Here is a 19,227-nt window from a genome sequence, read left to right as displayed (position 1 = left end):
CGCCCTTAATCTCCATATACCGCACTACCGGATACCCACTGAACCGGCTCTTCGACGGGTGACCTCGATCGTCGGAGCAGCGAGGATTCCTGCTCATGCAGGTATTGCACACGCCTGCCCATAGCTCCGGATCTTGGCCTTGTCGACGCCGCCGGAGGGACCAGGGCTCGTTCCACTCAGTGCCCAGGAGACCGCCGTGTCACCTACCGTCCGCGCACCCCAGCCAGCGGCTTCGAATCGCCACCCGGTAGACGAAGTCCTGCCCGTCCCCCAGCTGTTCTTCTTCGGCCTGCAACACATGTTGATCATGTACGCGGGCTGCGTGGCCGTTCCGCTCGTACTCGGCGCGGTGCTGAAACTCGACACGCACACCATCGCATTGATCGTCAACGCCGACCTGCTGGTGGCCGGAATCGCCACCATCATCCAAAGCGTCGGCCTGACCCGCTTCTTCGGCATCCGGATGCCGGTGGTCGCGGGCGCCTCGTTCACCTTCCTCACCCCGATGATCCTGATCGGCTCCGAGTACGGCCTGCCGACCATGTACGGCTCGATGATCGTGGCAGGCGTCTTCGGGATCCTGGTCGCCCGGCCGTTCTCCAAGGTGCTGAGGTTCTTCCCGAGCCTGGTCACCGGCTGTGTGATCACGATCATCGGACTCTCGTTGATCAAGGTCAGCGCCGATCTGATCATCGGCTCCGATCCGGCCGCGGCGGACTACGCGAGCGTGCGGTACATCCTGCTGGCCTTCACCGTCGTGGTGATCATCGTGCTGGTGAACCGTCTGTTCAAGGGGTTCGCCCGCAACGTCTCGGTGCTCTTCGGCCTCGTCATCGGGGCGGTGATCGCCTGGCTCATGGGCCTCGGCGACTTCTCGTCCGTGGCCGGCGCCAAGTGGTTCGGCTTCTCCACGCCACTGCATTTCGGCGCACCGGAATTCCGGGTCGTCCCGATCATCGCGATGTGCGTGGCCATGATCGTGGTCTTCAGCGAGATGACCGCGTGCGTTCTCGCCATCGGCGACGCCGTCGGCAAGAAGGTCACCGACAGGGACATGGCCCGGGGCCTGGCCACCGACGGCCTCGCCGCGGTGCTCGCCGGATTCATGAACTCCGTACCGGACTCCACGTTCGGGCAGAACGTCGGGCTGATCAGCCTGACCAAGGTCAAAAGCCGTTACGTCATCACGGTCACCGGCATTCTGCTGCTGATCATGGGAGCCATTCCCAAACTCGGTGAGGTCGTCGCCAGCCTGCCCGGGCCCGTGATCGGCGGCGCCGGCCTGGTGATGTTCGCGATGACCGCGGCCGTGGGCATCCAGATGCTGCAGAAGGTCGACTTCGAGGGGAACCAGAACCTGCTCATCGTCGCCGTCGCCCTCGGCGTCGGCATGCTGCCGGTCGTGGTGCCCGCCATCTACCAGAACTTCCACCAGGACGCGCAGTTCATCCTCGGCAGCGCCATCACGGCCACCGTGCTGGTGGCGCTGCTGCTCAACCTGCTCTTCAACCACCTGCTGGTCCGCGGGAGCGCACCGGCCACCGACGCCACCGAAAGCCCCGGCGCCCAGGAGAGCACCAACAACACGGTGTGACTCCCACGCCCCCGGCGTCATCTCACACCTATCGCAGAAAGCCCTAAGGAGCACCATCATCATGGGTCAGGCGCCCGTTTCAACACACCTCCGGCGGATCCTCAAGGTCATCGAAGAGGGCTCCCGCGACATGGCCACCGGATGGAACCTTCCCCGCGAGTGCTATGTCGATCCGGAGTTCTACGCCTTCGAGCAGGAGGCCATCTTCATGCGGCAGTGGCTGTGCCTCGGCCGCGTCGACGAGATCCCGAAGCCCGGCGACTTCGTGCGCGTCGACATGGGCGACGAACCCCTGATGATGGTCCGCGGCAAGAACATGGAGATCCGGGTGCTCAGTCCGATCTGCGCGCACCGGGCCCACCTGGTGTGCGAGGGGTCGGGGAACACCGGCAAACTCTTCCGCTGCCCCTTCCACGCCTGGACCTACGGGCTGGACGGCAACCTCATCGCGGCGCCGTCCATGAACGACACCATCGGCCTCAAGAACCTGAAGGGAGAGGCCTACCTGCCCTCGCACCGGGTCGAGATCTGGAACGGCTTCGTCTTCACCAACCTCGACCCGGACGCGAAGCCGCTCGCGCCCACGCTCACCAAGCTGACCGCCGAGCTGGAGAACTACCACATCGGCGAGATGGTGAGCATGCCGGTGGCCGAACTGCGCGGCAACAACTGGAACTGGAAGTCCCAACTGGAGAACGGCATCGAGCCGTACCACAGCGCCTACCTCCACGGCATGCTGCACGACTTCGCGCACGTCAGGCTGACCAGCTTCGTCGACATCAGCCCCGACGAGGGCGCGATCTACCACCCGACCGGCTTCTACCACGCCGACGCCGGCTTCAACCCGACCACCAAGGCCCTGCTCCCGGTGATCCCGACACTCACCGAGAAGGAACGCAACCAGGTCATGTTCGCCTCGATCCCGCCGAACCTGGGTTTCGGGGCGGTGCCGGAGGGCCTGTTCTACTACCTCGTCCTGCCGGACGGGCCCGAGCACATGAACCTGCGCATCGGCCACCTGTATCCGGAGGAGTCCACCAAACACCCCCGCTTCGAGCAGCTCTACAAGATCGCCCAGGATGGTCTCGTCCTCTTCCACCAGCAGGACGCCAGCTCGGACGCCTCCCTGCAGAAGGGCATGCGCTCCCGCTTCCGCCGCCCCGGCCGCTACTCCTACCAGGAGGAGTCGCTCCTCCAGTTCAACCAGTGGCTGCTGAAGCGCTACCAGGACTACGTGGACCTGGCCGACAGCGCCCTCAACCCCTCGGCCGCCTCCTGAACGCCTGTACGAGGACACGATATGAAACTCACTGTTGACCGCAACCTGTGCGACGGCAACGGCGTGTGCATGGGCATCGCCCCCGAGGTCTTCGACATCGACGACGACCTGACCTTGCACATCGCGGACGAGATCCCCGACGACCCGGCCGTCCACGCCCGGGTCCGGCAGTCGATCACCTCCTGCCCGGTCCTCGCCCTGACCCTGGAGGAATGAGCGACCGTGGTGGGCAACACCTCGAAGACCATCGTGGTGGCCGGCGGCTCGCTCGCCGGCCACACCGTGGTCACCGAACTCGACCGGCGCGGCTTCACCGGCGAAGTCGTCTGGGTACGGGGCCCCGAAGGTACGGCCCCGTACTCCAGGCCCGCCCTGTCCAAGGAACTCATCCAGGGCAAGGTCACCCTCGACGAGATCCGCCTGCCGGCCCCCAAGGAGTACGGCCTGCGGCTGCGGATCGCGGACCGCGCGGTGTGCGCGCGGCTCGACCCGGACGCGGACCGGGTGCTGGTCACCCGTGAGACGGAGGCGGGAGAGGAGCCGTCCGACGGCGAATGGATCCCCTTCGACGCCCTGTTCGTCTGCACCGGGATGCGCGCCCGCGTACCGCAGGGGTTCGCGGGGCTGCCGGGGGTCCACTGCCTGCGAACCCTCGCCGACGCCGAGCGGATCAGGGAGCGGCTGGCCGGGCGGCCCCGCACGGTGGTCGTCGGCGCGGGCCTGGTCGGCAGTGAGATGGCCGCGTCGCTGCGGTCCTGCGGACTGCCGGTGGAACTGGTCGTGCAGGGGCGGCTGCCGATGGAGCCCGTGTTCGACGCCGAGCTGGGGCGGTTCTGCCTGGACCAGCACCGCGCCCACGGTGTCACGACCCGGCTGCTGACGACCGTCACCGGCCTGTCGGCGGCGGGGCCGGACGGCCCGGTCGTCCTGACCTTCGACGACGGCGGGGAGACCACGGCCGACCTGGTCGTCCTCGGGCTCGGCGCGGTGACCGCCTGCGACTGGCTGAAGGGCGGCGGGCTCGACCTCTCCGACGGTCTCGGCTGCGACGAGGCCCTGCGCACCGCGCGGCCGAACATCTTCGCGGCCGGGGACGTCGCCAACTGGAGGCACCCCCTGTTCGGGCGGCGGATGCGGGTCGAGCACTGGAGCAACGCGTCGGCCCAGGCGCGGCACGCCGTGGAGAGCTGGCAGGCCGGGCAGGAGGGCCGGGAACCTTCGGCGTTCGCGGACGTGCCGTACTTCTGGTCCGACCAGTACGGGCTCAAGTACCAGATGGTCGGCCACGCGCGCGGCCACGACGAGGTCCATGTCGAGACGGCCGGGGCGGCCGGGTACCCGTTCGCGACCTACTTCCGGGAAGGCCGGGTCGTCGCCGCGGCCGGGGTCAACGCGCCGCGTGCGGTGATGCGGATGAAGGCGCGTATCCAGTCCGAAGGAATGACGAGCCAGGGAGCGTACGCAACGTGAACGGCAATCCCGCCGGGGACGGCACGACGCACGCGCATGACGGCGGCCGGGCCGAGGACACCGCGCTGTTCGGGGTGATCCGGGACAACATGTGGTCGCTGCTGAGCGACCGCTACCGCACCAACCGCCGTACCTCGAACCCGCCGACCGAGGACGAGTACCTCCACGACCGGCCCTTCTGGCCCGCGTTCACCTTCGAGGGGGTGACCTACGCGAAGGAGGAGGGCAAGGACCGGCTCCTGGTGACCTTCCACGACACGGACATCCCCGACACCACGCTGGGCTTCCGGATCGACCTGGACACGGCCATGACCGAGTGGACCCGGCGGGTCGGCGGGCGGATCCCGCGCGAGCACCCGGAGATGTTCGCGGCGGAACTGATCTGGTTCATGATCTGCTTCCTCGGCGTCGCCGATTTCGACGGCGCGACCGGCACGCCCGAGTCCCCGCACTGGATCAACAACGGCTCCGAGATCTTCGGAAAGCTTAGGAACAACCCGAACATGGACACCTTCGGGTCCCACCACTGACACCCCTCCGCCCGTGATCGGGCCATCAGAAAGGCCACCATGGCAGTCGTCGAGATCGAAAAGCCCCGCGACGGTGTCGCGATCGTCCGGCTCAACCGGCCGGAGGTGCGCAACGCGCTCAACACCGAGGTACGTGAGCTGCTCGCCGCCGCCGTCGACACCCTCAACAAGGACGACGACATCGGCGCGATCGTCCTGACCGGCGGCGACACCGTCTTCGCCGTCGGCGCCGACCTGAACGAACAGGCCGGCCGCGACGTGGTGGGCGCGATCCGCGCCTACACCCACCAGGCGTTCTGGTACAGCGGCAAGCCGGTGATCGCCGCCGTGAACGGAGACGCGTTCGGCGGTGGCAACGAGTTCATCCTGCAGTGTGACTTCGTCATCGCGGCGGAGAACGCGCGCTTCGCGCAGACCGAGGTCACCATCGGCCTGGTACCCGGCGGCGGCGCGACCCAGCGCCTGCCCCGCGCCATCGGACGGCAGAACGCGATGTACGCCCTCCTCACCGGAGCCCCCCTGAGCGCGGCCGACGCCTACCGGCTCGGCTACGTCTCCGAGGTGGTGGCAGGAAACGCCATCGACCGGGCCGTGGAACTGGCCGCGCTGATCGCCTCCCGCCCACGCCTGGCCGTACGGCAGATCAAGGAGGTGGTACGCCTCGGCCTGGACACCTCCTTCGAGGCCGGCATCGCCCTGGAACGCCGGGGCTACCAACTGATGTTCGGCACCCAGGACCTCCGCGAAGGCTTCGCCTCGATCCAGGAAGGACGCCTGCCCAACTTCACCGGCGAGTGAATCCGCGGGCCGACCCGCCCCCGGCCCGGAGGTGACGTCGGCGCGGGAGGGGTACGCCTTGTCGGCCTGTCAGCGGCCACCGCGTCCGGGCGGGTGCGCGGCCCCGACAAGGGAGCGGAGGATCGGCTCGGCGTGGGTCCAGAGCACCGCGCCGCCGATCTCCGGCACCAGGTGCCGCACCGCGCCGGGGATCCGGGCGGCGAGCGTCGCTCCCCGGTCCGGGGAGTGGCCGGTGTCCTGCTCGCCGTACCAGACGTCGACCGGAACGGTGATCCTCCCCAGGTCGAACGGCCATCGCCCCATGGCCAGGACGGTGTCACGGGCGTAACCGGCCGCTCCCTGGGCGAACCCCTCGTCCAGCGCCCTGCGGTAGGCGGCCCCGAACCCGGGATCCCGGTACACCGCCAGGTCGGAGGCCGGGCTCCCGGCCATGACCATGTCCCACATCGCGTCCGCGCCGAAGCCGGCGAAGAACTCCTCCGCCCCGTCCGGATCGTGCACGGCCCGGTCGACCAGCCCGCGCAGCTCCGCGGGCAGCGCCTCGGCGAACTCCGGCGCGGCGACCTCGTCCGCGCCGGACACGATGGCCAGCGCCGCAGCGATCCCCTCGACGGCGCACGCGAGCGCGAACGGCGCGCCCTGCGAGCTGCCGACCACCGCCGGGGATCCCAGCCCGCGCAGCTCGGCGAGACGGCGGACGTCCTCGGCGAAGCCGGCGAACGTCCGGCCGGGTGCGGGGGTCGAGGCGCCGAGTCCCGGACGGTCCACGGAGACGAGACGCACTCCGAGCTCGTCGACGGCATCCGTGCCGAAACCGAGCCACCGGCTGGTGGCCGCCCCGGGACAGAGCAGCACCGGGATGCCGTCCGGTGTGCCCCACTCGGCCCAGCCGAGCAGCCGGCCGTCGGGGAGCCGGCTCTCACCGAGCCGGACAGGATCGTCGATACGCGCACTCATAGGCCCCATGTTTTCCGCAAGCACCCCCTGTCCGCACCCGATTTTCGTCCCCCGGCGGGGCCGCCCCGGTCTCGGACCGTGAGCCCCCTCCCGGACTCTGCGAGCGCGGTCGCCGGCACCGCCGCGCCTGCCCGCGCCCGGCTCCTTCACCCGGCGTCCGGTTCGGCGTCGGCCGTTTGGATGTAACATAACTTATTACAACAAGGAGGACGATGGCTGCGAACAGCCGGCTGACGATCGCCGTACACGCTCTGACCTGGATCGCGCTCGCCCAGCGGCGCGGGCAGGAGTGGCTGACCTCGGAGCAGGTCGCCGCCAGCGTCAATACGAATGCGGTGATCATCCGGCGCAGCCTCGGCGATCTGCGCCGGGCGGGCCTGGTGGAGGTCCGTCACGGGGCCGGGGCCGGCTGGAGCATGGCCCGCACGCCCGAGGACATCACCCTGCTCCAGGTGTACGACGCCGTGGAGCGAGAACCGCTCTTCGCCATGCACCACACCGAGCCCAACCTGGAGTGCCCGATCGGCCGGGGTATCCGGCCCGTGCTGGGCGTGGTCTACGAGCGGGCCGACCAGAGCCTGCGCCGCGAACTCGGTCGCGCCTCGATCGCCGATGTGCTGCGGGACTGCCTGTAGGCGCGATGGCGCATGCCCTCAGTAGTAACAATGTTTGTTCCAGCGACACGGAAGGATCTTCGCCGGTGCAGGACAACCGATACCCGATCGTCGAGCTCAGGCAGTACACCCTGCACGAGGGGGGACGCGATGTGCTGATCGACCTCTTCGAGAGGGAGTTCATCGAGTCCCAGGAGGCGGCGGGGATGACCGTCATCGGCCAGTTCCGCGACCTCGACGCCCCGAACCGATTCGTCTGGCTGCGCGGATTCCCCGGCATGGAACGTCGGGCCGGGGCACTGCGCTCCTTCTACGGCGGTCCGGTCTGGAAGGCGAACCGGGACCGGGCCAACGCGACGATGATCGACTCCGATGACGTGCTGCTGTTGCGCGCGGGAGCGGACTTTCCGGCATCGGCGCGGCCTCCGGTCGGCGGTGCCGCGCCGCCGTCGATCGTCACCGCGACGATCTACCACCGCGACCGGCCGTTCGACGACGCCTTCGTGGACTTCTTCGACCGCTCCGTACGACCGGTGATGGCCGAGACCGGAGCACGACCGCTGGCCTGCCTGCGGACCGAGTACGCCGAGAACACCTTCCCCGCCCTGCCGGTCCGCACCGGGGAGAACGTCTTCGTGTGGTTCTCCCGGTTCACCGGTCCTGACCATCTCGCCGATCATCAGGACCGGCTGGCCCGCTCGCGCACCTGGCACGATCGGGTGCTCCCGGAACTGTCGGAAACGCTCACCGGCGCCCCTCGGCGACTCCGGCTGGCACCCACCGCGCGATCACTGCTGCGCTGAGACGCGGTCGCCCTCGGGTGAGGCCCAAGGACGACGGCCATCGCACCCCGGTCCCACCTGCTAGCGTTCCCGGGCAGGTGTGTCCACATGTCGTTCACACGAACCGATCGGGTGGGGCAGGATCTGCGATGAACCCCGAGTCGACGCCGCGCCGGGCGGTCGCCGAGCACATGGTCGAAATCCCCGCCGGGAACATCTTCCTGCGGGACGAGGGCACGAAGGCGATCTGGAAGGTCGAGGTCGGGGCCTTCGAACTGGCGCCGCATCCGGTGACCCGCGAGCTGTACCGCGCCGTCCGAGGCGAGGCGCCCGCGAGTCCGGCGGGGCCGCGGACGCCGGTGACCGAGGTCTCCTGGATGGACGCCGTCCGGTTCTGCAACCTGCTTTCCCGAGCGACGGGGCTCGGCCCCTGCTACTCGATGGGCGACGACCCCGACGGCCAGGACGTGGTCCGCGACCGGGAGGCCGACGGCTACCGCCTTCCGACCGAGGCGGAGTGGGAGTACGCGTGCCGGGCCGGAACCTCCGGCGTGCGCTACGGGGAACTGGACGAGATCGCCTGGCACCGCGGGAACTCCGGCGGCGAGGTGCACGATGTCGGGACCAGGGCACCGAACGCGTGGGGGCTGTACGACATGATCGGCAACGTGTGGGAGTGGTGCTGGGACGTCTACGATCCCGAGGTCTACGGCCCGTACCGGGTGTTCCGGGGCGGAGGTCTGTACGACCACCCCCGGGGATGCCGGGCGTCGTGCCGCCGCAAGAGTCACCCGACCTTCCGCATCGACGACCTGGGGTTCCGGCTCGCCCGATCGCGGTGAGCGAGGCCCCGCTCACCGTCCATATCCTGAGGCATTCGTAACGCCGCGGCGGCTTGACGAGAAGCCGCTCCCTTCGGGGAGCGGAGAGGTCACGAAGGACAGGTATTGCCCTTGATGAGCCCCGCACCGGCCTTGGCCTGGGAAAAGTCCCAAGGTCGAGGGTTTGCGGCTCAGCCTGAGATGGGCACTCTCATTCCTGCGGCCGGATGTGCGGGGCCGGGGATTCCGGCCTCGACAGGCGTTCCCTCGGCGCTCCACCACGGGACGGACCGCGTACGGAAGGTCGCGTGACCGTCACCGTCCGGGACGTGAGACGCCGACGCGAAGAGGAGAGGTCATGTCGAACCCGCCGCTTCCCGAGGAAGCAGTCGCCATGCTGAAGAGGCCGAATCCGGCCGTCATCACCACGCTTCAGCCCGACGGCCGGCCGGTGTCCACCGCCACCTGGTATCTCTGGGACAACGGCCGGATCCTGGTCAACATGGACGAGGGCCGCAAGCGGCTGAGCCACCTACGCGACGACCCCCGGGTCGCCCTCACCGTGCTCGAAGAGAACAACTGGTACACGCACGTCAGCATCATCGGGCACGTCGCCGAGATGCACGACGACAGGGATCTGACCGACATCGACCGGCTGGCCCAGCAGTACCTCGGGAAGAAGTACCCGCAGCGGGACCGCGGCCGGGTCAGCGCCTGGATCGAGATCGACCGCTGGCACGGCTGGGGCGAACACAAGGACAGCAGCCAGCCCGGCTGACACCCGCAATCGACCCGGAGTCCGGCGGCACCTCCGTGCCAGTGAATGTCCAGATGGACGGCCTTGCACTTAGTCGGTTGTGCCCACGAACAGGTTCTCCTCGATCAGGAGGAGGACGGCTCGCTCTCGACCACCCGGTCCTCGGCACGGGTGAGTGCGTGATCGTAGGGACCGGAGCCGCCCCATCGCCAGGTGGCCCCTCAGCGGATCACGGCATCGCGCCCCGTTCAGAAAGGCCAGTCCGCGTTGCGGCCGGACTCCAGGAGGGGGATCATCCGGAAGGCCGCGTCGGTCAGGCCGCCGAAGGTGTGCCGGTTCTCCTTTCCCGAGGGGGTGGCACCGTGCTTGTAGCCGCCGAAGTTCCACATGTACAGCGGTACGTCCCGCGGGACCAGGTCGTCGATCCGCCGCTCCGGTCCGCCTCCGTAGGAGGCGCCGTTGGAGGGCAGCCAGCCGGGGCGGGTCTGCTCGTCGGTGACGATGACGATCCGGTCGTGACCGCGGAAGTGGCGCTGCACCGCCGAGGGGATGTCGGTCCCGTCGAGCTGGCTGAACCGGTCCAGGATCTTCAGCAGCGACTCGCCACGCCGGAACTTCACCTGTGCGTTCCGGATGCCGAACTCCACCAGGTCGGCCTGCTCGGCGCGGAGCGCGACCGCCGTGCCGAAGACGGCGGCGGCGTCCGCCCAGGGCATCGTGGAGTGCGCGCTGAACCTCTGCATCCACATCGACGGCGACCGGTCGACCAGCACCAGCGTGCGGCCGTCGAGTGCGGGCACGCCGGCCAGCGAGTGCGCCAGTGCCCGCTCCAGCGGGTAGGCCCAGCGCAGCGAGGGCGCGGCCCGGTAGGCGGCCAGGAACCGGAAGGGGAACTGGCGCGAGCGGGCGACCTGCTCGGGATCCGCCAGCTGGGCGGCGACGCGTGCGGCCGACTCGTCGGAGACACCCACCTGGTCGAAGTTGCGCAGGTTGCGCAACCGCGCCATGTAGCCCATCGAGTCGAGAACGGCCTCCCAGGCGGCGGCGTCCATCGGGCCCTGCAACCAGCCCGCCAGCGACTCCCAGGTCATTCCGGCGGCCCTGAGCCGGCCGGGGTCGCCGAGCGCGGCACGCCGCCGGCCGACCGGCAGGGCCATCAGCTCGGCACGGGCGGTCAGCATGCCGAGGGCTGCGGGGATCCGCTCGTCACGGTGGTGCCTGCGGTTCAGCGCGTGCCTGAACAGCTCACCCTGCCAGGGGCACGCGGGGTCCGGTGTGGGATGGACCAGGTCGATGACGTCGCCGAACCGCCAGCCGTGCGCGTCGGTGTCGTACTTGAGCAGACTACGCTCGGTGTAGAGGCGGGCCACCGCGTCGGCCACGCCGCGCTTGACCGGCTTCGGGATGGAACGGCCGTAGCGGGAGGTCCAGTAGGCCAGCGCCTCACCGGGCTCGTCGGGACGCCGCAGCACGCTGTCGACCAGTCGGCGGCCGCCTCCCTCGAGGCCGGCGTCCCGCCGTGCCTTGACGGCCTCCAGCGCGGCGACGATCGGAGCCGAGCGCATGTCGGCCTCGCGGCGCAGCCAGGGCAGGAACCGGGCCAGCCAGTCGACGTCCTGGACCGCGACCTGGTGGACCAGGTCCCGGAAGCGCTGGTCGCGCTCGGTCCCGGCCTCGTAGAAGCCGTCCTCACCGACCATGTTCGAGACCGCGAGCAGGAACAGCTCGCTCCTGGCGTCCCGGGCATACCCCGGCGCGCCCTCGAAGGTCCGCCCGGAGGGCGCGGATTCGGAGACGACCAGGCTGGAGGTCGCGGTACGGGTCGACGGCTTGTTGAACTTGGACATGTGACGGGACCTCCTTCCGCACCGGGAGGGAGCCGCGTCCAGAGGTCGTGCCCGAGATCAAGTCGGTGACGGTACGTAGGTGCTCTGCCCACTGAGCTACACCGGCTCGCACCGATGGCGGGATTCGAACCCGCGACCGCCCCATTAGAAGTGGAAGTAACCGTTACCTGCGCACCGGGCACGACACCCTGAAGTTGTGTCCCTCCCGAGATCAGGTCGGCGACGGTGTTCGCGGGACTCGAACCCGCATGCCCGAGGGCGTTTCACCAAGAAGTAACCGTCACCTGCGCACCGGGAGGTGCATGCACGACATTACGGGTGATCAAATCCGCACGCATCCCATTTTCCGGTCATACTCGCCGCCATATTCAACCCCGCCCAGGAAAAGGAAGACCGCACCACCGCGGGATCGGATCCGGCGACCGGCGGGGCCTTCGCCGGGGCGGCGCCGACCTCGGCTTCGAGGGCCGCGGCGAGGACGTGCCCCGCCCGGCTCGCTCGGAGCCGGCCCTGGCGGTGCGGGTACGTCGGGTCACCCTCGCCCTATCGCGAAAGCACCTGATACCACCCTATTAACCACCGATATTGCGGAACCCCCTCCCAAATAAGCGTTCATGCCGCATTATGCGCACCTGCGGGAATCTTCGTGCCCCGCTGACATCCAACCTCGTACGCGCCCGACGTCCATTCACCGGACGCGAGCCGTACCCCCGATGTTGACGAAGGTGTCGTGATCATGACGTCGAATGCGACGCGGTTATATCAGGCGGTGCTGCGCGATCCCACCCCTCCGATCTCGATCCGGCTGCGCCGCGGCTTCTCCGACTGGGTCGTACGGAAGGGGTTCCCGCCGCCGAGCGCCGCGGTGGTGAAGGACGAGGCCGAGGCCGGCGGGGCCCGGCTGGTGATGGAGCGACGCGGCGACTGCGGCCGCTACACGCTGGACGAGCCGTACGAGCAGGGACGCCTGCGGACCCGGGTGACCTACGCGGAATCGGTGCCGGGCATGACCGGATGGGTGGTCGTCACCGTGGAGCAGCACGGAGGATCTGACCCGGCCGCGAGGCGGGAACCGGAGCCGACCGGGAGACGGGGCGCGAAGCAGCGCGGGAGACAGCGCGGGAAACAGGGAGCCGAGCAGCAGCCGGAACCGGCGATGGTGAAGGCGCCGGGTTTCCTCCCCGCGTACTTGAACACCGCGCGAATCAGCGACGGCGCCGTCCAGGTGGAGGGCGCCGCAGTGCTCCTCACCGAGGACGACGTGCGGCGGTTCGTCTCCGTGATGACCGAGCCCCGGCGCCGGGTACCGATACTGGTCGTCTCCCCAGACCTCCGTGACCCCGAGGTGGCGCGGGAGCGCGCCGATCACCTGGCCGACGGCGTCGCCGGGGCGGGCCTGGTCGTACGGCTGGCCGACCTGCGCGCCCAGGACCGGTTCAACGAGGCGATGGGGCCGGAGCTGGGCGTGTTCGGCGCGGCGGTCCGCACCTACTTCGCCCCCTTCGATCCCGCCGGGGAGCAGTACCCCCGCCGGCACCCGCCCATGGGCGACGCCGCGATCCGCGGCCGAGGCGCCGCCGCCCTCGACCGGATCGTCGACGGGGCGATCGGTGAGACCGCACACCGTAAGCTCCCCGACGACGTGCGGCGGACGCTCGACGTGGTGCACCGCGTACTCGCCGGACGGGCCGAACCTGGCGAGATCGCCGACGCCGCCGCGCCCCGGCCCTCGAAGGTCGATTTCGCCCGTGAGGAGATGCGGCGGCGGATGATGGCCATGACCAGGCGCCCCACCGCGCCGAAGGCCGAAGCCGTCACCCCCGCGAAGTCCGCCGTGCAGGCCACCGCCGAGACCACCGCCGAGACCACCGCGGAGACCGCTCGGAGTGTCGCGGACATGGTGGTCAAAGAACTGCGCGGGGAGTTGGAGGCGGCGCTCGGGCTCGCCACGTCGTCGCAGGTCCCGGGCGACTCCGGCCAGGTGCTCCGCGAGATCCGCGTGCTCGGCGGGCACCTTTCCGGCCTGCGTGACATCGTCGCGGAACGGCGCGGCGACGGGCCTGCCACCGAGGCGGAGAGGAACCTCCGCGACGAGCACCGGCTGCTCAGCGAGGAGTACGCCGAGGCCGTCACGAGCGCCAGGAAGCTCGCCGAGCGGGTCCGCCGGCTGGAGCGCAGGCTCGCCGAGGCGGGCCGGCCGGTGTACGGGGTGACCGAGGACGATCCGGTGTTCGAGCCCGGCGGCCTGGTCGAGGTGCTGGCCGAGGCCCGCGAGAGCCTGCGGCACATCGGGGTCGGCGATACCTACGGCGCCGCCGCCCGGCTGGACCTGGAGCATCACATCCAGTGCCGTACCTGGGCGGCGAAGGCCTGGGACGCGCTGCGCGCCCTGGACGACTTCGCGGGGGCACGGTCCGGCGGGAGGTTCGCGGGCGGCTTCTACGACTGGTGCGCCGGTGACTCCCCCGGCCGCCGCACCATCCCCACCGGAATGCTCTCCATGCGCGAGTCGAAGAGCGTGGTCACCCGTGCCAAGTTCAGCGCCCCCCGCAGGTTCGCCGTCCCGCCCGAGGTGCATCCGAGCGGGCGGATTCTGATGGAGTCGCACATCAAGCTCCGGCCCGTCGGGTACCCGGCCCCTCGGATGTACTTCCACGACGACTCCGCCGGCAGCACCGGCAGGATCTGGATCGGCTACCTGGGCGATCATCTTCCCAACACCCGTACCAACTGACCGGGGGCTCAGCCCGCCGGGGCCGGCTCGGCGCCCGTCCCGAACCGCCGCCGGTAGGCCAGCGGGCTGAGCCCGGTCTGCCTCCGCATCCGGGCCCGCAGGTTCGACGCGGTTCCGAGCCCGCTGAGCCGGGCCACCATGTCGAACCGGAGCTCGCCTCGCTCGATCAGCCGGCAGGCCAGCGCCACCCGTTCGGCCGTGAGCCAGGCCAGGGGGGTGACGCCGAGCTGGGCGGTGAACCGCCGGTGCAGGGTGGCGGGGCTGACCGCCGCTCGGGCCGCCAGGTCCGCGACGGTCAGCGGCCGGTCCAGCCGCTCCTGCGCCCAGGCGAGCACGGAGCCGAGGGAGGCGTCGGGCACGGCGGGAACCGGCCGTTCGACGAACTGCTGCTGACCGCCGTCCCGGTGCGCCGCGAACACCAGGCGGCGGCTCACCGTGTTGGCCACCTCCGCGCCGTGGTCGCGGCGAATCAGGTGCAGGCCGAGGTCCAGCGCCGCCGCGCTGCCCGCCGCGGTCAGCACGTCGCCGTCGTCGACGAACAGCACGTCGGGCTGGAGCCGGACCTCGGGGTGGCGGGCGGTGAACGCCTTCGCCCAGCGCCAGTGCGTGGTGGCCCTGCGACCGTCGAGGACGCCCGCCGCGGCCAGGGTGAACGTACCGGTGCAGAAGCTCACCAGCCGGGCGCCCCGCCCGGCGGCACGCCGGATGGCCTCCAGCACCTCCGGGGCCGGCTCCACCAGCGGATCCGGCCGGTTGGGCACGATCACGGTGTCGGCCGCGTCGACCGCGTCAAGCCCGGCCACGTCCGACAGGGTGAACATTCCGGCGTGCATGCGGACGGCGGGCAGCGCGGCGCTGAGCGTGAAGTCGTACCACGGCACGTCGATCTCGGGGCGGCGCAGCCCGAACAGCTCGGTCGCCACGCCCAGCTCGAACGGGTTCGAGCCGTTGTCGACGATCACGGTCACCCGGTGCCCCTGCGAGGATCCATGCGACATGTGCGATTCCTAGCACTCGCACCGCCCGGACGCCACCCGCCACGATGGCCCCATGAACGGTGAACCAATCCTCCTGCGAACCGCGCTGGCCGGCTTCGACAGGCTGTGGAGCCCGCGGATCGTCACCCGGGTGAACGACTACGAGGTCCGGATCGCGAAGGTGTCCGGCGAGCACATCTGGCACGTCCACGAGAACACCGACGAGTTCTTCATGGTGCTCGACGGCGAGTTGTCCATCGCCCTGCGCGATGCCGACACCGGCGAACGCGTCGTCACGCTGCCACAGGGCGCGGTGTTCGTCGTACCTCGCGGTGTCGAGCACCGGCCGTCGTCGGCCAGGGGCGCCTCGATCCTGATGTTCGAACCGACCGGCACCTCGTCGGTCGGCGACCGGCACGACCCGGTTCCCGGCCACATCGACGCCACCGTCGGCCACGCCCTCGGCTGAGCCGGCGCGGCCGGGCGGAGGCCGCTACCCGGCGGCCGGCTTCCTGGCCGCGATCCGCTCGATGACGTCGAGTTTGAAACGCTCGTGCCGCTCCACCGCGAATCCCATCTCGCGCACCCCGATCAGAGGCCGGCGGCAGTAGTGCTCGCCGGCCGTCGGCACGCTGAAGAGGTCGACCAGCCGCTGCCCCATTCGCAACGGCCAGGACGACGAGGCCACATGGTCGGCCAGGAGCAGCAGGCCGCCCGGTCTGAGCACCCGGGCCATCTCCTCCAGCGCCGCCCGCTCGTCGGAGATGCCGCAGAGTGAGAACGTGCAGACGACCGTGTCGAAGCTCTCGTCGGGAAAGGTCAGTGCGCGCGCGTCGCCCTGCCGCAGGTCGGCCGCCCGGCCGAGAGTCTCGGCCCGGCGCCGGGCCACCGCGAGCATGGCGGCGCTCCACTCCACCCCGGTCAGCCGGACGCCCTCCGGGTAGTGGGCGAGGTTCATGCCGGTGCCGACCGCCACCTCCAGGGTGTCGCCGGACGCCTGCCCGCACAACCACGGACGGCTGCCGGCGAAGAACCGGCGCTCGACGAGCGCCATCCGCCGGTCGTACGCGTCGGCCTGTCTGTCCCAGTACCGACGCCACCGTATGTCGTTGACCGAGGAGTTCATCATGATTTCAAGGTAGTTCTCCGGTGGCCACCGCGCGGCTGAGCCGTCATGCGGCGGCCGCGGTCCACACCAGGCCATGATCGACAGTCGCCGTCCGGCGCGTTTCCCGCCCCTCCACGGGAACCGGGCACAGCCGCCCCGCTCCGGACGGCGAGCTCGCGGAACGCACGTCGGATCCGGCCGCCGGCCGGGAGCGCCGTTCTCCCTACCAGGTGGATCGCTACAGCGGTGTTAACGTTCGCGTTCACCCCCCGGCAACAGCATGATCGCGATGCTCGGTGGCATGAGGAACAGAAAATCGTTCGTCGTCGCGGTCGCGCTGGCCGCTCTCATCGGTTCCGGGACCGCCGGCGCGAGCGCCGACCGCGCGGCCGGCGACCGGCCGCCGGCGTGCACCCCCCCGTCCGGCCCGTCCGGACCTCCGGCACTGAAGCCGACCACCGTCACCACCATCGAGCAGGCGTACCGCTGCGTCTTCGCCAACTACTACAGCGGCCCGGTCCTGGACTCCCGCACGCTGCTGGTGCCCGCGTTCGCCGCGCTCACCCAGGAACTGCAGCGCCGCGGGCTGGACCGGCCGAACGCCACCCTGCCGGCACTCACCGGCCGCAGGGACGCCGACTGGGCCGCGTTCCGCTCCGTCTACCAGAAGGTCGCCGACACGTTGCCCGCCGCTCCCGAGGTACGGCAGGCGGTCGCGGAGGCGACGATGCGGGGCATGGTGAAGAGCCTCGACGACAACCACGCGAACTGGAATCGTCCGACTCCCGATGGGATGTCGCTCGGCGCCCGCCTCTCCGGCCTCCGTCCTCCGGGAGTGGCCGATCCGGCGGCCACCCCGCCGTTCTTCATCACCGACGTCCTTCCGGAAGGGCCGGCCGCCAAGGCGGGGATCCGGCCGGGCGACGAGCTCGTCTCGGTCGACGGGGTGCCGCTCGTCGTCAACGGGGTGCTCTCCCAGGGGGTTCTTGACGGATTGGCCGGGCCCCCGGCGGGGAAGGCGATCCGGCTCACCCTGCGCCGCCCCTCCACCGGCGGCACCGTCACCGCCTCGGTGACGCCCGCGCCCGTCTCCGGATCGGAGCCGAAGGTCTCCTCCAGGCTGCTGTCCGGCTCCGTCGCCTACGTCAAGCTGCCGGCCTTCTTCCCCGGCGCGGCGGACAAGGTCCTTGCGGCCATCGCCTCCCTGCGGGAGAAGGCGACCCTGCGCGGGGTCGTGCTGGACCTGCGCGGCAACGGCGGCGGCAGCCCGCAGGAGGTCGCCAGGCTGCTCGGCGCCTGGACGCACGGGAAGACCACCAGCCACTGGTGCGACGTGCGCGACCACTGCACCGCCAACCGGAGCGACGACACCGTGCCGCTGCTGGGCCTGCCCCTGGTCGCGCTCACCGACCGCGGCTGCGCCTCGGCGTGCGACTCCTTCACCAGTACGGTCAAGGATCTCCGGCTCGGCACCCTGGTCGGCACCCGTACCGCCGGCGCGGTGTCGGGTCCCGGAGCCGGCTACCTGCTCGACGACGGCAGCGTCCTCATCCTGCCCAAGCTCCATGAGATCGGGGCGAACCGGGAGGTCGTCAACACCATCGGTGTCGTCCCCGACCACCAGGCCCCGATGACCTCCGCGGACCTGTCCGCCGGACGCGACCCGGGCGTCGCGAAGGCCCTGACCCTGCTGAAGTAGGCCCGCACCGATCACGGAGCCCGGCGGTCGCCGGGCTCCGCACCGGTGCGGACGGGGAACCGTACGGTCAGCTCGAGGCCGCCCCCCGGGTTGGGGCGGGCGGTGAGGTCGGCACGGTGGGCTCGGGCTATCGAGAGCACGATGGACAGGCCGAGACCGGCGCCGTCGGCGGTCCTGGTCCGGGAGTGCAGCCTGCGGAACGGCTGGAACAGCTCGGCGATCCGTTCGGCGGGTACCTCCGGGCCGGTGTTGCGGACGGTCAGTACGCCCGTCGCGGTGAGGCCGGCGTGCACGGTCCCGCCGGGACGGTTGTAGCGGACCGCGTTCTGCAGCAGGTTGGTCAGCAGCCTGCCGAGCAGCACCGGGTCGCCCGCGACGACGACCGGCCGGGTGTCCGCGGTGACGACGACACCCATGACGACACCGTCGGCGGCCGTCTCCTCGACCGTCTGGTGGACCAGCGAGTCCAGGGCCACCGGCTCCATGCCGGCTGGACCGTGTTCCGCCTGGGCGAGCAGGAGCAGCGAGTCGATCAGCCGCTCGGTCCGCCGGTTGGCGGTCAGCAGTTTCTCCCGCACCGGGATCAGGCGGTCCGGCAGCGGGTCGTCCAGCCCGATCTGGATCGCGGCCCGCTGGACGGAGAGCGGGGTCCGCAGTTCGTGGGCGGCGTTGGCGATGAAACGGCGCTGGCTGTCCACCGACCGTTCCAGCCGTTCCAGCATCGCGTCGAAGGTGTCGGCGAGGTCCGTGAGCTCGTCGCGGGGACCGGCCAGCGCGATCCGCTCGTGCAGGTTGGACAGGGAGAGCCGGTGCGCGGTGGCGGTGATGTGCCGCAGCGGGCTCAGCACCCGTCCGGCCAGCCACCAGCCCGCGACCACCGAGACGACGGTGAGCAGGGCGATCACGATCGCGCTGACCGTCCACTGGTAGCGCAGCACGGCGCCGGGCAGACCGCTCATGGCGTCCACGACCTCGGGCCGCACCAGCCGGTCAGGCGCCCCGGGTGCCCTCGGCGCGGGCCCTGCTCTCGGGGGGAGTTCGCCAAAGGGCGGGAAGTCCTCCGTGATGGAGCTGACCCGGCTCTCCAGCGCGCTCGTGAGCAGCAGGTTCACCACGGTGAGCAGGATCGTCGAGGTGACCAGGAACAGGCCGGTGTACAGCAGGGTGAGGCGCGTCCGTACCGTGCCGGAAGGGTTCCAGGCCGCGTGCCGGGTCACCGCGGACCTCCGGCGCCGCACGTTCCCCGACCGCGTGCCGGGT

The 19,227-nt window shown here is 70.4% G+C and carries 18 protein-coding genes; 13 read left to right on the top strand and 5 right to left on the bottom strand.

Annotation, left to right across the window (positions count from 1 at the left end):
- Positions 1–298: 298 nt before the first annotated feature.
- The 6 genes from AB0J58_RS13110 (at position 299) to AB0J58_RS13085 (ending at position 5,671) form a co-directional block, all read left to right on the top strand.
- A complete protein-coding gene (locus AB0J58_RS13110) occupies positions 299–1,594 on the top strand; it encodes a nucleobase:cation symporter-2 family protein (RefSeq protein ID WP_364214303.1) in 1,296 nt (431 codons plus the stop codon).
- A gap of 61 nt (positions 1,595–1,655) precedes the next feature.
- Positions 1,656–2,873: an aromatic ring-hydroxylating dioxygenase subunit alpha gene (locus AB0J58_RS13105; protein ID WP_364214301.1), complete on the top strand. Its 1,218-nt coding sequence runs from the start codon at positions 1,656–1,658 to the stop codon at positions 2,871–2,873.
- A 21-nt stretch (positions 2,874–2,894) separates the two neighbouring features.
- On the top strand, positions 2,895–3,089 hold the full coding sequence (locus tag AB0J58_RS13100; RefSeq protein WP_364214299.1) for a ferredoxin: 195 nt from the start codon (positions 2,895–2,897) through the stop codon (positions 3,087–3,089).
- A gap of 6 nt (positions 3,090–3,095) precedes the next feature.
- A complete protein-coding gene (locus AB0J58_RS13095) occupies positions 3,096–4,343 on the top strand; it encodes an FAD-dependent oxidoreductase (protein ID WP_364214297.1) in 1,248 nt (415 codons plus the stop codon).
- Complete coding sequence (locus tag AB0J58_RS13090; protein ID WP_364214294.1) at positions 4,340–4,873, top strand: hypothetical protein; 534 nt, start codon at positions 4,340–4,342, stop codon at positions 4,871–4,873. The genes AB0J58_RS13095 and AB0J58_RS13090 overlap by 4 nt, the downstream gene beginning before the upstream one ends.
- Positions 4,874–4,912: 39 nt before the next feature.
- On the top strand, positions 4,913–5,671 hold the full coding sequence (locus AB0J58_RS13085; RefSeq protein ID WP_364214291.1) for an enoyl-CoA hydratase-related protein: 759 nt from the start codon (positions 4,913–4,915) through the stop codon (positions 5,669–5,671).
- A 69-nt stretch (positions 5,672–5,740) separates the two neighbouring features.
- On the opposite strand, the gene AB0J58_RS13080 is transcribed toward AB0J58_RS13085, so the two are convergent.
- Entirely contained in the window at positions 5,741–6,628 is an 888-nt protein-coding gene (locus tag AB0J58_RS13080; RefSeq protein ID WP_364214288.1) for an alpha/beta hydrolase, read from the bottom strand.
- A 212-nt stretch (positions 6,629–6,840) separates the two neighbouring features.
- On the opposite strand from AB0J58_RS13080, the gene AB0J58_RS13075 reads away from it, so the two are divergent.
- The 4 genes from AB0J58_RS13075 to AB0J58_RS13060 all read left to right on the top strand — a co-directional run bounded on the left by AB0J58_RS13075 (position 6,841) and on the right by AB0J58_RS13060 (position 9,623).
- Entirely contained in the window at positions 6,841–7,263 is a 423-nt protein-coding gene (locus AB0J58_RS13075) for an Rrf2 family transcriptional regulator (protein WP_364214285.1), read from the top strand.
- Between the two features lie 65 nt (positions 7,264–7,328).
- On the top strand, positions 7,329–8,045 hold the full coding sequence (locus AB0J58_RS13070) for an NIPSNAP family protein (protein WP_364214282.1): 717 nt from the start codon (positions 7,329–7,331) through the stop codon (positions 8,043–8,045).
- A 128-nt stretch (positions 8,046–8,173) separates the two neighbouring features.
- Entirely contained in the window at positions 8,174–8,866 is a 693-nt protein-coding gene (locus AB0J58_RS13065; protein ID WP_364214279.1) for an SUMF1/EgtB/PvdO family nonheme iron enzyme, read from the top strand.
- Between the two features lie 337 nt (positions 8,867–9,203).
- On the top strand, positions 9,204–9,623 hold the full coding sequence (locus tag AB0J58_RS13060; protein ID WP_364214277.1) for a PPOX class F420-dependent oxidoreductase: 420 nt from the start codon (positions 9,204–9,206) through the stop codon (positions 9,621–9,623).
- 227 nt (positions 9,624–9,850) lie between these two features.
- On the opposite strand, the gene AB0J58_RS13055 is transcribed toward AB0J58_RS13060, so the two are convergent.
- Positions 9,851–11,449: a TROVE domain-containing protein gene (locus tag AB0J58_RS13055; protein WP_364214274.1), complete on the bottom strand. Its 1,599-nt coding sequence runs from the start codon at positions 11,447–11,449 to the stop codon at positions 9,851–9,853.
- A 736-nt stretch (positions 11,450–12,185) separates the two neighbouring features.
- Between AB0J58_RS13055 and AB0J58_RS13050 the strand changes: the two genes are divergently transcribed.
- Entirely contained in the window at positions 12,186–14,183 is a 1,998-nt protein-coding gene (locus AB0J58_RS13050) for a hypothetical protein (protein WP_364214271.1), read from the top strand.
- An 8-nt stretch (positions 14,184–14,191) separates the two neighbouring features.
- Here the strand turns inward: AB0J58_RS13050 and AB0J58_RS13045 are convergent, their stop codons facing one another.
- A complete protein-coding gene (locus AB0J58_RS13045; RefSeq protein ID WP_364214268.1) occupies positions 14,192–15,181 on the bottom strand; it encodes a helix-turn-helix domain-containing protein in 990 nt (329 codons plus the stop codon).
- A gap of 52 nt (positions 15,182–15,233) precedes the next feature.
- Between AB0J58_RS13045 and AB0J58_RS13040 the strand changes: the two genes are divergently transcribed.
- On the top strand, positions 15,234–15,629 hold the full coding sequence (locus AB0J58_RS13040; protein ID WP_364214265.1) for a cupin domain-containing protein: 396 nt from the start codon (positions 15,234–15,236) through the stop codon (positions 15,627–15,629).
- A gap of 24 nt (positions 15,630–15,653) precedes the next feature.
- Here the strand turns inward: AB0J58_RS13040 and AB0J58_RS13035 are convergent, their stop codons facing one another.
- On the bottom strand, positions 15,654–16,289 hold the full coding sequence (locus AB0J58_RS13035) for a class I SAM-dependent methyltransferase (protein WP_364214262.1): 636 nt from the start codon (positions 16,287–16,289) through the stop codon (positions 15,654–15,656).
- A 280-nt stretch (positions 16,290–16,569) separates the two neighbouring features.
- Between AB0J58_RS13035 and AB0J58_RS13030 the strand changes: the two genes are divergently transcribed.
- Positions 16,570–17,967: a S41 family peptidase gene (locus tag AB0J58_RS13030; protein WP_364214259.1), complete on the top strand. Its 1,398-nt coding sequence runs from the start codon at positions 16,570–16,572 to the stop codon at positions 17,965–17,967.
- A gap of 11 nt (positions 17,968–17,978) precedes the next feature.
- Here the strand turns inward: AB0J58_RS13030 and AB0J58_RS13025 are convergent, their stop codons facing one another.
- Positions 17,979–19,184, bottom strand: coding sequence for a HAMP domain-containing sensor histidine kinase (locus tag AB0J58_RS13025; RefSeq protein ID WP_364214256.1), 1,206 nt, complete (start codon positions 19,182–19,184; stop codon positions 17,979–17,981).
- Positions 19,185–19,227 lie beyond the last annotated feature (43 nt).

It is taken from the genome of Streptosporangium sp. NPDC049644, from assembly GCF_040675205.1.
Classification (GTDB): Bacteria; Actinomycetota; Actinomycetes; order Streptosporangiales; family Streptosporangiaceae; genus Streptosporangium; species Streptosporangium fukuiense.
This window is presented reverse-complemented; position numbering and strand designations above follow the sequence as displayed.

Excerpts from the sequence above, each read along its gene's own strand:
- AB0J58_RS13080 (WP_364214288.1), bottom strand. The coding sequence starts at position 6,628 with ATGAGTGCGCGTATCGACGATCCTGTCCGGCTCGGTGAGAGCCGGCTC.
- AB0J58_RS13045 (WP_364214268.1), bottom strand. The coding sequence starts at position 15,181 with ATGTCGCATGGATCCTCGCAGGGGCACCGGGTGACCGTGATCGTCGAC.
- AB0J58_RS13100 (WP_364214299.1), top strand. The coding sequence starts at position 2,895 with ATGAAACTCACTGTTGACCGCAACCTGTGCGACGGCAACGGCGTGTGC.
- AB0J58_RS13075 (WP_364214285.1), top strand. The coding sequence starts at position 6,841 with ATGGCTGCGAACAGCCGGCTGACGATCGCCGTACACGCTCTGACCTGG.
- AB0J58_RS13060 (WP_364214277.1), top strand. The coding sequence starts at position 9,204 with ATGTCGAACCCGCCGCTTCCCGAGGAAGCAGTCGCCATGCTGAAGAGG.
- AB0J58_RS13065 (WP_364214279.1), top strand. The coding sequence starts at position 8,174 with ATGAACCCCGAGTCGACGCCGCGCCGGGCGGTCGCCGAGCACATGGTC.
- AB0J58_RS13050 (WP_364214271.1), top strand. The coding sequence starts at position 12,186 with ATGACGTCGAATGCGACGCGGTTATATCAGGCGGTGCTGCGCGATCCC.
- AB0J58_RS13030 (WP_364214259.1), top strand. The coding sequence starts at position 16,570 with ATGAGGAACAGAAAATCGTTCGTCGTCGCGGTCGCGCTGGCCGCTCTC.
- AB0J58_RS13035 (WP_364214262.1), bottom strand. The coding sequence starts at position 16,289 with ATGATGAACTCCTCGGTCAACGACATACGGTGGCGTCGGTACTGGGAC.
- AB0J58_RS13110 (WP_364214303.1), top strand. The coding sequence starts at position 299 with ATGTTGATCATGTACGCGGGCTGCGTGGCCGTTCCGCTCGTACTCGGC.
- AB0J58_RS13105 (WP_364214301.1), top strand. The coding sequence starts at position 1,656 with ATGGGTCAGGCGCCCGTTTCAACACACCTCCGGCGGATCCTCAAGGTC.
- AB0J58_RS13055 (WP_364214274.1), bottom strand. The coding sequence starts at position 11,449 with ATGTCCAAGTTCAACAAGCCGTCGACCCGTACCGCGACCTCCAGCCTG.
- AB0J58_RS13085 (WP_364214291.1), top strand. The coding sequence starts at position 4,913 with ATGGCAGTCGTCGAGATCGAAAAGCCCCGCGACGGTGTCGCGATCGTC.
- AB0J58_RS13040 (WP_364214265.1), top strand. The coding sequence starts at position 15,234 with ATGAACGGTGAACCAATCCTCCTGCGAACCGCGCTGGCCGGCTTCGAC.